Genomic DNA, 14,407 nt, shown 5'->3' with positions numbered 1-14,407 from the left:
CCCGCAGTGTCCCGGCCGGGGCCCGCAGAAGCGAACCCTAGCCGGGGGCGGTCAGAGCTGGCCGCTGTAGGTCCAGTTGACACCGCCGCTGATACCTGCGGTCGTGGACACCATGGACCATGCGCTGGCCACGCGCTGCGCCGCAGTGGTGTATGCGACCTTGGCCGCGTCCAGCTGCGCGTCCTTGGCATGCATCGCCGCGTCGTTGTTGGCGCGCGCTACCTGGAAGGTCAGATTTGTGCCTGCCTCGTACTGCTTGAGATCTGCTTCCCAGCGTCGCATGTACGCGCCGGCCTGGGCCTCCGCGGCCGATGCGCCCAGACGGTAGCCGTCCACAACGATCGAGGACTGGCGCGCGGCGGCCTCCATGCGGCTGCTGGCGGCCGACAAGCGGGCTTTCCAGCCATCCCACTCCAGCGTCTTCGCGGCAATCTGCGCCTGGTACCGCGCCAGCTCGACCCGCGCCTTCTCGGCCTGGGCTCCGACCTTCGAGGCATAGGCCTGGGTAAGCGAACGGAACGCCTCCACCTTGGTACCCTCAGCGCCGACCTGCGCCTTGTACATGTCGGCGCGGGCGGTCTCTGCGTTGACCGTGGCAACGAAGGCCCTGACCTGCTCGCCGCCGGCCTGGATGCGGGCTTTCTCCAGTTCAACCAGCGTCTGTGCAGCGCCAACGCGGGCCTTGTAGATCTCGACCACCGCCATGCTCCCGTCGATCTCGGCGCGGTAGCGATCCACAAGGGACTTGTTGATCTCGGCCTTTGTCTGCTCTGCCGCCAGCATGGCCTTGTAGACCTCGACCTTGTTGAGCTCGGCCCGGATCACGGTGTCATAGGCAGTGGCATAGGCTTGATAGCCGGCCAGCAGCGCCTTGTAGTGCTCAACCGCCGCATTGAACGCGGCCAGGGCATTGTCTGCCGTGGTCTTGGCGGTCTCGAACGCCAGCATCTCCAGCTTGTAGGCGTCATCGAGCAGCGTGGTCTCCAACTGCAGGGCCTGGGTGATGGCGTCCTTGACGTTCTGCTGCTCCATCTCTGCTTGCTTGATCGCCACGTCCCGCGACAGGCCGGACAGCTTGTCGTGGAACTCGCGGCGAGCGTCCGCCAGTTGGCCCGCAAGCGCGCCGCTGGGCAGCGGGAAGCCCAGCGCCTCGGCGCCGCGCAGCACCTCCTGCTCTCGCGCCAGCGCCAGGGCAGTCTCTCGGTCGCGTGCACGGTCCCAGATCTGCTGCTCGACCGCCGGAGCGATCCCGGAGCCTCCCTGGATGCGCGCATTCAGCGAGGCCTTCAGGTTGTCCAGCAGCTGCGAGGCATATTTCGCCCCGGGCTTGTGCTGGAACGGCGCGGGCTGCAACACGGACAGGGTCGGTATGTCGTCCAGCTTCGCAAGCCAGTCCTCGTGCAGGTTCACGCCGCCGAAGGTGTGGGTCTGCAGTTGCAGGAATTGGGGCGCATCCGGCAGCACGACATCAGGGGCATCTGGCACAGCGACGTCACGGACCTCGGGCAGCGCCGGGGCCTGGCCGATGTTCAGCGTCGGCGCCTGCCCAAAATTCAGCTGCGGCGGCGTGACATCGAAGCTGTCGATCTGCACGTCGTCCATCTGGAGCATCAGGCTCCCCGGCATACCCTCCGGCTCATCAAAGGTGACGTTGGGCAGCTGAGGCAAGTCGGGGATGGGCGGCAGGTTCGGCGCGGCCAGTGTCTGCCATCGCACGTCGATCTGGCTGGGCTTGTAGAGGTTGTTCGCCAGCGCCGTGGCGCATGCCGCAGCCTCTCGGTTCGCGGCCTCGGCCAGCGCGACGGATCGGGCGTATTTGTCCTCGACGATTTCTGCGGGTCCGTTCAGATCCAATGCCATGTCATGCTCCTACTCGGCGGGTTTTGGACGAGACCGTCACGACTTCAATGCGGTCCAACGTGAAGGCCTGGCCGGCCGGGGTGCTCAGGCCGAAGCCAAGGTAGTTCTGGCGGATGCCGCGGCCCGGCAGGCACCGCGTCTGCCCTGAGGCCACGAGCGGGAAGCTGTAGGCCCAACGCTCCGAGTTCGGCCCCAGCACCGAGAACTGCGCGCACCCGCGCCCGCGCATGGACAGATAGACCATCTCCAGGTGCTTTTTCAGCGTGCTCTCGCGGATGGTTGCTGGCAGCCGCAATTCGGCAACGATGGGCAGGCCGTCGTCGGTATCGCCGCTGGCCAGGGCATACAGGCCCGTGGCACTGCCGCCATGGGCGGGCGTCAGAGACTGAAAATCGTGGCGCGTGTATTCGGACACGGCACCGCTCAAGGTGTTGCAGACAATGGTGTTGTTCATACGGAGATCAGGCTTTCATCAGTGCGCACACGCACGGAGTTGTCCGTGGGCAGCTTCATCACGGCGCCCAGTTCGCGCGCTCCCGCATCGTCCGCAATGAATATCCAACTCCTGCGGACCACGGTTCTGTTGGCTGTTGTGTATTCCATGAGGTTTGCGCAAATGGCGCCAGTCCACGGGTCCGCTGCAGCGGAAACCGCAAAGTAGTCTGTCTCGTTGTGAGAGATGTCGATGGTTGCAATGGTCTCGCCACGGCACTGCACCATCACTGACCCATAGCTCGAAACCACGGTTCCAGTTTCGCGTGGCGGCACAGCTTGCGCAAACCACCCGCCATCGGGCGTTTGCATGGGGACGATTTGCGCGTTGTAATCTTCCCGATGGATCTTCTGCACAATCACGACAAACTCTGTGGTCGGATCGAAGTACAGCACCTCAATTTTGTCCCACGACTCCACCCAGTCATGGATGAATCCAGAAGCGGTGTACGTCAGAGTTTTGTTATCGACAGTCGTGCGGGTCACAAGTGACTGGCTATTGCTCTGCCCGGATAGCCCGGGAAAAACAATATCCCGACCATTGAGCTTTACGCGCCCACCCGGATACGACATGCTGGTGGTGGTATATAGGCCCTCGTTTTGTAAAAGAATTGGGCCAGCCACTGGATCAGAGCCAATTTCAACGCTTGAAAATGTCTCGCGGTATGTCCAGTTATCGACCCTGCCGCCGCCGCCGAGCAGTGCTTCAACGTCATCGCCTTTTCCATCGAATCCATACGCCGCATTTCCATAGGAGATATCGCCTACCCGAACTCCGACCACGTCTGGCAATTCAGGTGTGCCGGAGTTGTGCGACTGTTCATATCCAGGTATGAAATAGCCGCGCTCGGTCATGGCCGTGATGGACAAGCTGGCGTCACCAACTGCGATGTCCACGAGTTTGAAATTGCCCCCAGTGACGATGAACACCGCGCGCAGGCGCTTGCCATCCGGGCTGGCCGACAACGAATCCCAGTTGACGGTGTGATTTGCTGGGATTGGGAGTGTCGCCAGCAGATCCCCCACCGGCCCACCGGGCGGCCGATATGGCTGCCCCCAGAGCTCAATGCGCTGCTGTCCGTCGTACTTGGCCACCGCCTGCATGATCCAGAGCGTTCCGTCGCCGCGCTTGCGAAAGAACGGCAGGGGCTCGGCGCCGGAGCGGAATTGCGCGACGGGGCAGCGCTGGCCGTAAATGCTGGAGCCCCGGCCGTAGGAGCCATATCGGTACGCCCGCATGTTCGTGCCGCCCAGCGCCGAGAAATTGGGAGGTGGCGGCAACTGGAAGAAGGTCGGCACACCGTCCACCCCCGTGAGATAGAGGTCATACAGCGGGGTCTGGAACACCGCTTTCCCGCCGCTGTAGCTGTTGACCTTGAGCACGCGCCAGCGCCCCGTGCTCCGGCGAGATCCTGGCCGCGCCTCGGGGGTGAGGATGTAGAGCTGCGGGCTCGTGCCGTTGGAATGGATATGGCCCGGCACCAGGTTGCCCTGGAGATCTACCAGCGTGATGCCAATGCCGCTCAGGCGGTCATTGGCCGTGTCCTCGGGCCAGATCTCCATGGTGGTGGTGTTGCCCACGCGCACGATGCGGTATGCGGTGCCGTCCGGCAGGCGGCCGGCCTCCACCGGGTTGGGCACATGCGAAACCCGGGCCTGCATGCAGAAGCGATAAAACGCGGCCTGGGCCATGCCGAGCTGGCCCTGGGATGCGGGCACCCCGTGCACGCGTAGCGCGGCAGGCGCCACCGGGCCGATGGGCACGCCGCCGGGCTTGTAGGTGTGCGGATCCCAGATGCTCATTGCGGCACCGCAAGGTACTGCGGGATGTCGTTCACCACGCGAAACGTGGCCACGACTTCGGCCACGGGCGTCTTGAAGCGGTTGGCCGTGAGGCTGGCTGTCTGGCCACCCGCGAAGCCAGCCACAATCTCGCCGCCCGCGATGCACACCATGGCTGGGCCCGAACCCACGCCGTCACCCAGCTTCAGGTAGCGCCCTGGCGCCGCGACAGCCGAACCCGGCACCACAGGGCCAGTTTTGCGCTCCAGATAGGCAAGCTGGTCGAACGTCGTTCCGGACAGGAAGACCAGATCTTCGGCAGTGCCCACATAGATGCCGTCATCAACTGGCACGATGCCGGTGATCGGCGCAGGCATGGGACGGAAGTCGCGCCAGTCGGCCAGGTGCGGCGCCATGGGCCAGCCGGCCCACAGCACATTGCCCTGGGCGACGAGCACGCGCCCGCGCCACGCGGCGGTGATGGTGCCCACAGGGAACGGCTGGGCGCCCAGGGTTCGGCAGGGCAGCACCAGGGCGGAATTGGGGCCACCGAATTCGAAGCTGCTGCCCGTGGCCACGCCGGCCAGATAGGCGCCCTCCCCGTCCTGGCCCGACAGGTAGACGTTCACGGCGTAGCCCTCGCGCACCGGCAGCCCGTCCAGCCGCAGGCCGCCCTCCGCGATCTCGATAGGTGCCGAGCTGATGGCCGGGCCTTCGAGCCGGTCAGCCAGGCGCACATGGCTGAGGTGGTAGCGGTACTGGCCCGGGTGCAGTTGCCCGAAGGCCACGTCCGGAATGCCCAAGGATGCCGGTGTGGGTACGCTGCGCTCCTGGTTGGCCAGGCCGTCCGTCACGCCCTGGATCAGGCCGTTGGTCCACGTCGTGCGGCCGTCAGGCAGGTTGCAGTACCAGACTCGCTCAGGGCCCAGCGAGGGGTGGATGACGTGGCGCGCGCCGTCCGGGTGGATCGCCGTCAGCTGCGCGCCCACGGTGGCGAGCATGAAGCCGCGGGATTGGTGCAGGTTCTTGTGGCAGAGGTCGGAGACCTGGGTGAGGCCGGCGCGGCGCGTGATCTCGCCCGTGAGCCCAATGTCCACGTTCTCGGCCGCAAGCAGCGCATCGCCGCCCAGGCGATGTTCGGGCAGCACGTTGTTGATGCCACTGAATTTCTCAAAGGTCAGCATGTGTTCTCCCTGGCCACGGTTGGCATGCCCAGCTGCAGCGGGAAGCCGGCGCGCGCGCGGACGGTTGTGGAAGGCAGGCCCGGGGAACCCAGCTCCAGGACATAAGCGCTGGCGGCCAGCAGCTGCGCGGTAGGCAGCGCGATGCTGGCCGTACCCCCACGCACCAGGTCGATGCCATTGACCCGCAGCGCCACGCCCACCGATGGCACGCCCAGCTCCAGAGGCCGGGCGGCGCCGGCCTGCAGGCGAATGCCCGCGGCAGGCATGCCGATTTCCAATGGATGAGCGCCCTGGGCCTGTAGGCGGGTGCCGGCGCCCGGCATGCCCAACGCCAGCGGTTGAGCGCCGGCAGGCTGCACCGTGACGGCGCCTGGCTGTGCTGCTGGCAGGCCCAGTTCCAAGGGCCGCGCACTGCGGGCCTGCACCACCTGATCGACTGGCAGTTGGTTGAGGGTGATGGACGCAAAATCGGTGCGCACCAGGTCCAGGCCATCCACAACCAACTCGACATCGAGCCCGTTGCGCACACGAGGCGCGCCCAGGTCCAGCGCCTGCGCGCCTTGGGCCTCCAGCACCGGCATGGCGATGGCCTGCCCGCCCGACACAAGGTCAATGCCCGGTGGGCGCAGCGCAGTGTTGTAGCGTGCGATGGCCTGTCCGGACGTGACCAGATCAATGCCTGCGGGCCTCAGCGCGAGCGCAGCCCGTGGCGCACCCAGCTCCATCGGCAGCGCGCCAGCGGGCAGCAGTGCAGGCCGGGCAGTGGCCTGCCCCGAAGTCACAAGGTCTATGCCGACCGTGGCCTCTCCGGCCTCTTCTGCGTTGATTGCAGCGCCGTTGATGAGGGGGTAGCCCATAGTCCGGTCACTCGACGTAGAAGCCGCGCCAGTAGAAGCGGCCGGCGAACTGCCCACCAGCGGCCGGCGTATCGACCCGGAACGTCAGGGCGTTCGACAACTGCCCACCCACGGCGATAGGGATGCGGTGCGACTCGCCCCCGCCAGTGATCTGCGATAGCGCCACCGCATTTGCAAACCGGGTCGGACGGGGGTCGCTGGACCCCAGATTCGATCCGATGGATACCGTGGGCGGCGCCGTGGCCGTGACCACGGATGCGATGAAGCCCACCTCCTCCACCACGATGCGCACACCTTCCAGACGCACCAGCAGGTTCACGGGCATGGGCACGGGAACCCAGTAGCCTAAGGGCGGGTTTGCAGGGTCCAGCGGCACGTGGGTGCCAGCTCCCTGGAAGTCTGGCGCGGTCCCCGCATACACGGCGCCTGCCTGATTCGTGCAGGCCCAGTATTGGCAGCCATCTGCCACGGCAGGCACCACGACATCGCCGTGCAGGATGTTGCCCGCAGCCCAGGCCGGCGGCGTTCCCAGGTCCACGAACATGGAGCCGCCCACGATGGACATGCCGTTGCCCGCGCGGTGCCAGTTGAGTGTCGGTGCGGCCAGCATCTGCGGCCATGCGCTTTTGAGCGCGGGATACCCCAGCGCCGCGTAGCGATCCGCGCCGGACAGTGCCGGCCCGAAGAAGCCATTGGGCTGCATCTGCACGAAGGCCTCCAGCATGCCCGCAGTGACGCGCACGCTGACCTTGGCGCCAGCCGGCCATGCCATGGGGCCGCCGGCGTCCCAGGGCAGCTCTACCCCGCGATCCACGATCAGGTTCACCCCATCGATCTGGCGGATAGTGACGCACTCCCACTGGCCGGGCATAGTCGCGTCCGTGATGGTGGCGCGCAAGGAGCGCGTGCCGCTGGGGTTGGCAAAGCCGTCCAAGCCCGCGCCCGTGGTCACGATCGTGCCGTACCCCGAGTCGCCGCTGTCGCTGGTCAGGGCCGAGGCCAGCACGGTCTCGGCGTTGTTGGAAAACAGGTCCATGGCCCTGCTCCCTTACGCCGGCACCAGCGAGAAGATGCGCGCAGCACCGTTGGACCACTGGAGCGCCAGGCCGCCACCATTGGTGGACAGTGGCAGGCCCAGCACGTCGGTGATGCGTGCGATCAAGGGCGACGTGGCCGGCGTGCCGGTGTCTTTGTACAGCAGCACGCTGCCGATGGTGGAGCCGGCGGCCAGCGCGCCGAAGTTGGCATCGTCGGCATCGAGCACGCCGCCGGCAACGCTGCGGCCATCCAGGGGCAGCGCCGAACCGATGAGCGTGCCCACGTCCGGAAGGAACTCGTGCGCGGCGTCGTAGACATAGGCACTGGGCAGCAGGGCCACACGGATGTTGTCGGCCGAGAAGTTGATGGAGCCGGACCACATCTTCTCCGCGGCCTTCGGGTAGATAGGCAGGTTGATGCGCGCGATCTTCTTGACGCCGTTGTCCCAGGGGATGGTCACGGCGCCGCCGTTGGTGGCCATGGGCAGGCCAGTGACGGTATCAAGGAAGAAAAGAACCGGCGACGTGGAAGTGTTGCCCGTGTCCTTGAAGATCACGACGGAGCCGATGGTCGAGCCCGGCGCCAGAGCCCCGAAATCCAGATCATCGGCATCCAGCACGCCGCCCGTGATCGTCTTGTTGAGCAGGGGCTGGGCCGTGCCGATGATCGAGCCGAGCTGGCTCACGAACTCATGCGACACGCTGAAGGCGTAGCCGCTGGGCAGCAGCGCGGCCTTCAAGGTGTCGGTGGAGGCATTGATGGAGCCGGAGAGAAGCTTCTCCATGCCCTTCGGATAGCTGGTGTTCATTGGAAGCTCCTGCAGGTGTTGGCTGATGCAATACCTGCAGTGTTCCGGCGCGCGCCTCTATTGGCGAACCCTGGAGGGAGGATGCCGATGCACGAGGATTGCGCCACGAATCTGCCGAGCCTACGATGCCCACATGCCCGGCATCATCTTCTGGCTGCTCGTGATCGCAGCCATCCTCTTCTTCAAGCTGACCACGCCCGCCGAGCGCCGCTCGATGATCGAGACCTACTGGCTGATCATCATCGGGCTCGGCGCCGTGGGCTTCATTTGGCAGTTCCTGCGCCAGGGCACGCTCAGTTCGTGAGCCCCGCCACGCGCTCGGCGATGGCGTTGCGGCGCTGCTCTATCTCGTTCAGGCGCTCGCGCTTTGCCTCCGCCGACAGCAGGCGATCCCCGTCGATCTTCTTCGCGCGCTGACCCAGTTCGGCCATCTGCTGCTTGGCGGCGTTGATCGCCATGCGGTTGCGCAGCTTCGGCCCTTCCTCTTCCTGGATGCTCCGCGCCAGCTCCACGTCGCCCGACTTGATGGCGGCCTGGTGGCTTGCCCAGGCCTGCTCCACACCCTTGGCCTGCTCGTACATGGTGGTGACGTAGCGGCTGGAGCCCGTGGGCAGCTCCTCGACGAAGTTGCCAGCCACGAAGGTGTCGCGCAGGCGCATGGCCGGGCGCTCGCCCCGGTCGAGCATGGGGCGCGCGATGGCGTCGGTCGCACTGGTGCTGACCGTGGCCAGCCAGCCGAAGTACCCGCGCAGCAGGAAGTCCACCTGCTTCGGACTCAGGCCGGAGTACTCGCCCTTGGCCAGGCGCACCGGGTCCGGCAGGCCCCAGGAGCCCAGCAGGCGCGCCACCTCCGAGGTGCGCTCGTTGTATCGGTCCTGCGGGCGCAGGCGCTCGTCGGCCATGCCCTCGATGGCCCGGCCGCTGAAGCTATCCTTGTTGGCGTAGACGTCCAGGAAGGGCTTGATGGCCTGGGGCGTCGGGTCCATGGCGAAGGTGTTGAACACCATGTCGCTGATGCGCTGGCCGAAGCGCTTGCCCGTCATCTCCTCGCTCATCATCAGCTCGGCCGTGCGCTCGGCCACCGTGCCGATGGCGCCCACCTCGAAGGGCTTTGGAATCCGGAAGGCCTTGTCGCCGATCTTGAACCACCAGAAGTTGTCGCGGTCGAAGTCCTCGCGCTTCTTCCAGTCGTCGTCATCGGCGTAGGCAGCCAGCAGGCCCAGGCTGGCCATGGACACAGCACCGGCCATGGCGGCAAAGCGGCGCGGGTCCTCGCCGGCGGCGCGGCCAAGCTTGTACAGGCCCTGCAGGCGGGCGTTCAGGAAGGGCACCGTCTGGGCCAGGAAGCGCACGGTCTCCCATTTGCCGGACATGCTGAAGTCCATCAGGTCCCGGGCCTGGAAGCTTGCCTCGGCGTGGCTCAGGCCCTTGGCACGCAGGCGCTCGTACAGCGCCGTGCGGTTCACGTTCTCCGTGCGGTCGCCAAATTCCTCGTACACCTCCCACAGGGAGCGCATCTGGCCCTTGAGCTTGTCGAAGCCCTGCTTGTCCAGCATCGTGCCGCCCAGGCGCTCGATCTGCCCGCGCAGCTGGTTGGTGTTCTCCTGCGTGCCGAACTTGATGATGCCGCCGCTGGCCAGCATGGAGGCGTAGGTCTGGCTGTTCTTGGACGTGGCCTTCCAGCCCTTGGCGACGTTCTCCAGCGGGTTGTAGCTCAGGTCGCTCTGGGCGATGGCCGAGAGGCTGTCGCGGATCAGGTTGCGGATCTTGAAGGTGGGGTTCACCGTCACACCGAAGGTCAGCAGGCGCTTGAACGGCGCCATGGCCTTGACGATGCCGGGTGGCGTATAGCTCATGGCCGAGATGGCATCAACAAGGTACGGGTCCTCGACGGCCCAGTGCTCGGCCACGCCTTCGCGCATCACCTTTACAGCGCCCTTGGTGTCGGCGGGCACTTGGTAGGCCACGCCCAGCTTCTCCGCGGCGTCCATGGTCGCCTGGGAAGCCCGGTTACGCGCGGCCGCGGCATAGAGGTGGCTCCAGTTCATGAGCGTGTTCTGCAGCAGGTCGGCGTTGAGCTGCTGTGTCCCGCCCTTGAGCTTCTTCCAGGCCTGCTGGTTCACCAGCCCGGAGCTGAAGCGCGGGCCGCGCATGCCGCCGTCCTCCTCCATGAGGCGGTAGAACGGAACATAGGGCTGGTCCTTCATGAGGTCGTAGGCGGTCTGGTCGATCAGGCCGGAGTCCCGAGCCACCTTCAGGCTGGCCTCGTTGAAGGCGTTCAGTTCCCGCAGCGCCGCGGCATACAGCGGCATGCGCGCCGTGCCATCGGCCATGCGGCCAGCGTCCAGCGAGCGCAGGGCCGTGATGTCGCGGTCGGTCAGCAGATTCTCCTTGCCCTCGGCCTTCAGGCGCTGGGCTCGCTGGGCGGCCACCCACTGGAAGAATCGGTCGTGCTCGCCCTTGAGGCTGGCCAGCACGTTGGCGAAGCCGCCGTCCTTGATGTCCACGTCGGCCACGCCGTCGCGCAGGTAGGGCTTGCCGTACAGCAGCGCCGCCTCCACAGCACCGTCGCTGCCCTTGGACAGGCGCGCCAGGATGTAGGCCTTCTCGCTGACTTCCTTGATGGGGGCGAACTGGTCGACCAAGCCCTGGCGCAGCCGCGTGCCCAAGTTCTGGCGCATGGCCTGCGCGCGCTCGGCCCAGGTCTGCTTCACCTGGACGCCGAAGGCATGCTCTGCGGCGCGGGCCTGCTCGGCGGTGTAGTCGCTGGCCGTGGGCGCGGCCGGCGCGGCGCGGCTGAACTGCACGCCCTGGCCGGCAGGGGCTGGCGCGGGCGCTGGGGCGGCACCTGCCGGAGCCGCAGTCTGCGCATCCGGAGCAGTCGCCGCGCCGTCCAGCTCACCAGCGAACGCTGGGTTCTCCCGCTGCGCGATGCCGAAGGCCAAGTTCACCAGGTCCTGGCTGGCGAAGTCGCTGCGGCTGCCCGCGATCTTGGCCCAGACCTGGCGCAGCACCTTACGCACCTGGTCCAGCCAGCGCGCCACGGTGCCAGGCTTGGCCAGCGCATTGGGGCGCACGCCCATCTCCAGCGCAACCTGGACGGCGTAGGGAAACAGTTCCTGGGTGGACAGCTCGGGGCCGGAGGCTTGCACGCGGGCCGCTGCCTCGTTGTAGACCGTCCGCTCCAGGCTGCCCTCTGGTGCGTTGGCCCAGCCGCCGATGGCGCCATGCAGCTGGTTCCAGCCATCCTCGCCCAGCACCGCAGGCCCGTGCTTGTGCATCAGCTCGTGCGCCACCACGCCCAACTCGTCGCCGGCCACGATGTGGTCGGAGATGATGAACACGGTCTTGGTGTTGGGATCGTAGAAGCCCTGGGCCTTGCCTCCACCCTCTGCACCCATGGCCACGGGGCCGATCAGCGGCTCCCAATTGGCGCGGATGTCGTCGGAGGTGGTGACCACGATGCGGCCCAGGCGGTTGGGCAGCATGCCCATGCCGCCGACCAGTTGGCTCACGGCCTGGCGCACAGAGGCGTTCGTGGCGGCGGAGACCGGCGGGCGCAGTTTGCGGATGGCCTGGGCCAGTTCCTCGGGCATGTTGCGGCTGAACTGCTGAGCCTCGACAGGAGCAGTTGCTCCACCGGCATTGGACGTGCTGGGAAACTCGGCCACCTGTGCCAGCACTTCCTGGATGGGGGCATCCAGCCGGATCACGCTCACTGGCTTGCCGTCGGCGCGCCGCGCGAGCCACTGGTGATGACCATCCACGACATAGCCGTCGGAGGAAACCAGGATAGAGCGGTCTCCGCCCGCACGTCGGCGCGCTTGCTCGACACGGGCAGGCGAGAACTCTGCCTGCGTCGGCTTGAGGTCGCCAGCAGGCATCTCTGCCGGCTTGCTGTCGATGCCCCGCGCCTTGAGGAAGTTGGCCAGAGCGCCGCGATGCTCAGCGCGGATCTGCGGCATCTGGGCGCGCGGCACGCCCAAGGTCCCCGTCTCGGGTGCAAAGGCGCTCCACTCCCGATCAATCTGGCCAGCCGAGAGGTCAGCGCCCCCGGCCTGCTGCTGGCCGGCACGCGCCGCGTCGGCAGCATCCACCTCGGCCAGGATCTGCGCCAGCCTCTTACCCTTGGGATCTATTCCCAAACCCCGGGCCACGCGGCCGGCAGGAAGCGCACTGGATCGCCAGTTGGCCGGGCGGGCCGCTGCTGCCTGCGCTTGTCCTTGCGGGCCTGGCGCCGCGCCGCCTTGCGCGCCATTGTTGAAAGTCGTGGTGCTGGCATTGGTCAGCCCTTCCTGCGCTGCAGCAGCACCAGCAGCCGGCGCGCCTGGCGCTCCAGTTGCTTGCGGAGGTTGCGCGCCAGCTTGCTGGGCTTGATCGGCTTGCGGGGCAAGGGTGGCTCCTGTGGTTTGAGTCAGGGGGCCAGGCCCAGCGGCTTCCAGGGCGCCGGGTCCGGTTGGGGGAATGGCTGCTGGGGCGGCCACGGCGGCAGCCTGTGCCTGGGCACCTTGGGCATTTGCGATCTCCTGGGCCTGCAGAGCGGCCTGCTGGGCTGCATCGAAGCCGGCATCCACCGCCATGGCAGCGCCGCGCGACAGCGGGCCGTCTGCAGGGTTGATGCCCATGCGCTGGGACGGGCGCTGCAGCGGGCGCTGGGGGATCAGCGCCTCCATGGCAGCGTTGTCGGCGAAGGGGTCCACGGCTGGCGCACGGTCGGCTGGCAGCGGGGCAGGCTCACCCACACCCCGGAATCCCATGTAGGCGTCCACCATGCGGCGCACGCGCTGCGTCTCGCCGGTGTCCAGCGGCTGCTCGTTGATCCGGGCCAAGCCCTCGTTCAGGCCGCCCAGCACCTGGGCCGAGTTCTCGGCGCCGCCATCCAGCAGGTTCTGCAGCCCGGACAGGATGCGGCCGGTGCGCACGCGGGCGTCCACGGCGGCGATGCCGGCATCCTCGCTGGCCTGCTGGAACTGGCCCTGCAGCTGCACGCCCATGGCGTCTGCCGCCTGCAGCCCAGCACCAGGGGCTGGCGCACCAGCAGGATCAGCACCCACGTTCTGGGCCAGCCATGCGTCCTCCATGGCATCGCGCACCGTGTCCACCGTCTGCTGGGTGGAAAACTGCGTGCCGTTGCGCACGGCGGCCTGGACTTCGGCCAGGTAGTCGGGGCCTGGCGCCTGGGGCGCGCCGTCGCCGTAGTTCTCCCACCAGCGGCGGGCCTGCTGGGCTGCCGGGTCATTCACCTCGCGGATGGACTGGCCCATGATCTTGGCCCGGGCTTCCTCCCGCTGGTCCTCGGGCAGGTTGGCCAGGTAGCTCTCCACCTCGCCCACGCGGCCCACGCTGCCATCAGGGAAGGAGATCAGGCGCTCGGGCGTCTGGTTGCCCAGCAGCAGCGGTGCTGCGACCTCCTCTGCGGGTGCCTGCTGCTCGCCCTGCTGTGGCTGCTGGGCGCGCGAGTGCCCGCCCGTCAGCAGCGAAGTGCCGGCGCCCGTGACGCCGCCCAGGGCCGCGCCCATGCCGGCAGCCGCCGCCACGCCCTTCGAGGGATCGATGCTCGGGTCGAACGGCATGGCCGCCCGCTGGCCTTCGTACTGGGTGACGCCTTCCTCGACGGCTTCCTGCGCCGCCTCGCTGGCCCCGGTCTTCAGGGCGCGCGCTGCAGCACCACCAGCAAAGCCTTTGCCGCCGGACAGCAGCCGCTCAGCACCGAAGGCACCGCCAGCACCACCAATCACGGCCGGCAGCACGCTGGCACCGCGCGCAGCAGAAACAGCCTGGTCCTCCGTGGCGCCGCCCTGCTTCGCCAGGTCGTAGGCCGTGCCAGCAGCATCACCACCAGCCATCGCAGCACCAGCAGCAACGCCGCCCGCGCGGCCCGCCGTCTCCACGGCCTTGCCAGCCAAGCCGCCGGCACGCGCTGCCAGCCCAGCACCCTTCACCGCCAGGCCAGGCCCCACGAACGAGCCCGCAGCCTGAGCCGCAGCCAGCAGCGGGTTCTGTGCCACGTACTTGCCCACGGCCGCCAGCTCACCGCCGACACCATCAGCGTCCTGCACCTCCTGACGGAACTGCTGCTTCGAGGCCTTGACCACATCGCTCTGCGCCGCCTCGCCGGCCTGGATGATGTTCTTGTCGATCCAGCCCGAGACATCGTTGCCTGGCTTGATGAAGTTCGCAGCAGCCGAGACACCGCCGGCCGCCGCGTTCGCAGCCTCGATGGCCGTGTCGTTCAGGACGGCCAGGGGGTTGCGGGACTTGGGCTTGGCCAAGCCCAGTTCAGGGCTGGGCGCGTAGTTGCTCCACGGGCCGGCGGAATCACCGCTGGCCGGTTGCCGATAGTTTTCCCAGGGGGCGTCATTGCTTTGTGCCATGCCCCCAGTGTT

Annotated in this window: 9 protein-coding genes; 1 reads left to right on the top strand and 8 read right to left on the bottom strand. The window is 67.3% G+C overall.

The window, feature by feature from the left end:
- Window positions 1-51: 51 nt before the first annotated feature.
- From KDK82_RS09060 to KDK82_RS09030, 7 genes are read right to left on the bottom strand one after another with little or no spacing between them, the layout of a single operon-like run.
- On the bottom strand, window positions 52-1,860 hold the full coding sequence (locus tag KDK82_RS09060; RefSeq protein ID WP_088164632.1) for a hypothetical protein: 1,809 nt from the start codon (window positions 1,858-1,860) through the stop codon (window positions 52-54).
- Window position 1,861: 1 nt separating this feature from the next.
- Window positions 1,862-2,314 (bottom strand): hypothetical protein, encoded by a 453-nt coding sequence (locus KDK82_RS09055; RefSeq protein ID WP_088164631.1) that lies wholly within the window; start codon window positions 2,312-2,314, stop codon window positions 1,862-1,864.
- Window positions 2,311-4,155 (bottom strand): hypothetical protein, encoded by a 1,845-nt coding sequence (locus tag KDK82_RS09050; protein ID WP_088164630.1) that lies wholly within the window; start codon window positions 4,153-4,155, stop codon window positions 2,311-2,313. The genes KDK82_RS09055 and KDK82_RS09050 overlap by 4 nt, the downstream gene beginning before the upstream one ends.
- Window positions 4,152-5,318 carry a hypothetical protein gene (locus KDK82_RS09045; RefSeq protein WP_088164629.1) on the bottom strand — a complete coding sequence of 389 codons (1,167 nt, stop codon included), beginning with the start codon at window positions 5,316-5,318 and terminating at the stop codon, window positions 4,152-4,154. Before KDK82_RS09045 ends, KDK82_RS09050 begins: the two co-directional genes overlap by 4 nt.
- On the bottom strand, window positions 5,312-6,175 hold the full coding sequence (locus tag KDK82_RS09040) for a hypothetical protein (protein ID WP_088164628.1): 864 nt from the start codon (window positions 6,173-6,175) through the stop codon (window positions 5,312-5,314). Before KDK82_RS09040 ends, KDK82_RS09045 begins: the two co-directional genes overlap by 7 nt.
- 7 nt (window positions 6,176-6,182) lie before the next feature.
- Window positions 6,183-7,211, bottom strand: coding sequence for a hypothetical protein (locus KDK82_RS09035; protein WP_088164627.1), 1,029 nt, complete (start codon window positions 7,209-7,211; stop codon window positions 6,183-6,185).
- A gap of 12 nt (window positions 7,212-7,223) precedes the next feature.
- Window positions 7,224-8,021 (bottom strand): hypothetical protein, encoded by a 798-nt coding sequence (locus tag KDK82_RS09030; protein ID WP_088164626.1) that lies wholly within the window; start codon window positions 8,019-8,021, stop codon window positions 7,224-7,226.
- Window positions 8,022-8,154: 133 nt separating this feature from the next.
- Here KDK82_RS09030 and KDK82_RS32705 point away from each other — a divergent pair, with 133 nt between their 5' ends.
- The gene (locus KDK82_RS32705; protein WP_013802118.1) at window positions 8,155-8,325 is read left to right on the top strand and encodes a hypothetical protein; all 171 of its coding nucleotides are present in this window, start codon (window positions 8,155-8,157) and stop codon (window positions 8,323-8,325) included.
- Here KDK82_RS32705 and KDK82_RS09025 read toward each other — a convergent pair.
- A complete protein-coding gene (locus KDK82_RS09025; protein ID WP_088164625.1) occupies window positions 8,315-14,395 on the bottom strand; it encodes an LPD38 domain-containing protein in 6,081 nt (2,026 codons plus the stop codon). The genes KDK82_RS32705 and KDK82_RS09025 overlap by 11 nt on opposite strands.
- Between the last annotated feature and the right edge of the window lie 12 nt (window positions 14,396-14,407).

Origin of the sequence: Delftia sp. K82 (genome assembly GCF_002193035.1) — a bacterium.
In the GTDB taxonomy this organism is placed as follows: domain Bacteria; phylum Pseudomonadota; class Gammaproteobacteria; order Burkholderiales; family Burkholderiaceae_C; genus Comamonas; species Comamonas acidovorans.
The sequence above is the reverse complement of the archived record's forward strand: the minus strand, read 5'-3'. Positions and strand labels throughout refer to the sequence as shown.

Coding starts and splice junctions, on each gene's coding strand:
- KDK82_RS09060 (WP_088164632.1), bottom strand. CDS start 1,860: ATGGCATTGGATCTGAACGGACCCGCAGAAATCGTCGAGGACAAATAC.
- KDK82_RS09045 (WP_088164629.1), bottom strand. CDS start 5,318: ATGCTGACCTTTGAGAAATTCAGTGGCATCAACAACGTGCTGCCCGAA.
- KDK82_RS09040 (WP_088164628.1), bottom strand. CDS start 6,175: ATGGGCTACCCCCTCATCAACGGCGCTGCAATCAACGCAGAAGAGGCC.
- KDK82_RS09025 (WP_088164625.1), bottom strand. CDS start 14,395: ATGGCACAAAGCAATGACGCCCCCTGGGAAAACTATCGGCAACCGGCC.
- KDK82_RS09050 (WP_088164630.1), bottom strand. CDS start 4,155: ATGAGCATCTGGGATCCGCACACCTACAAGCCCGGCGGCGTGCCCATC.
- KDK82_RS09055 (WP_088164631.1), bottom strand. CDS start 2,314: ATGAACAACACCATTGTCTGCAACACCTTGAGCGGTGCCGTGTCCGAA.
- KDK82_RS32705 (WP_013802118.1), top strand. CDS start 8,155: ATGCCCGGCATCATCTTCTGGCTGCTCGTGATCGCAGCCATCCTCTTC.
- KDK82_RS09030 (WP_088164626.1), bottom strand. CDS start 8,021: ATGAACACCAGCTATCCGAAGGGCATGGAGAAGCTTCTCTCCGGCTCC.
- KDK82_RS09035 (WP_088164627.1), bottom strand. CDS start 7,211: ATGGACCTGTTTTCCAACAACGCCGAGACCGTGCTGGCCTCGGCCCTG.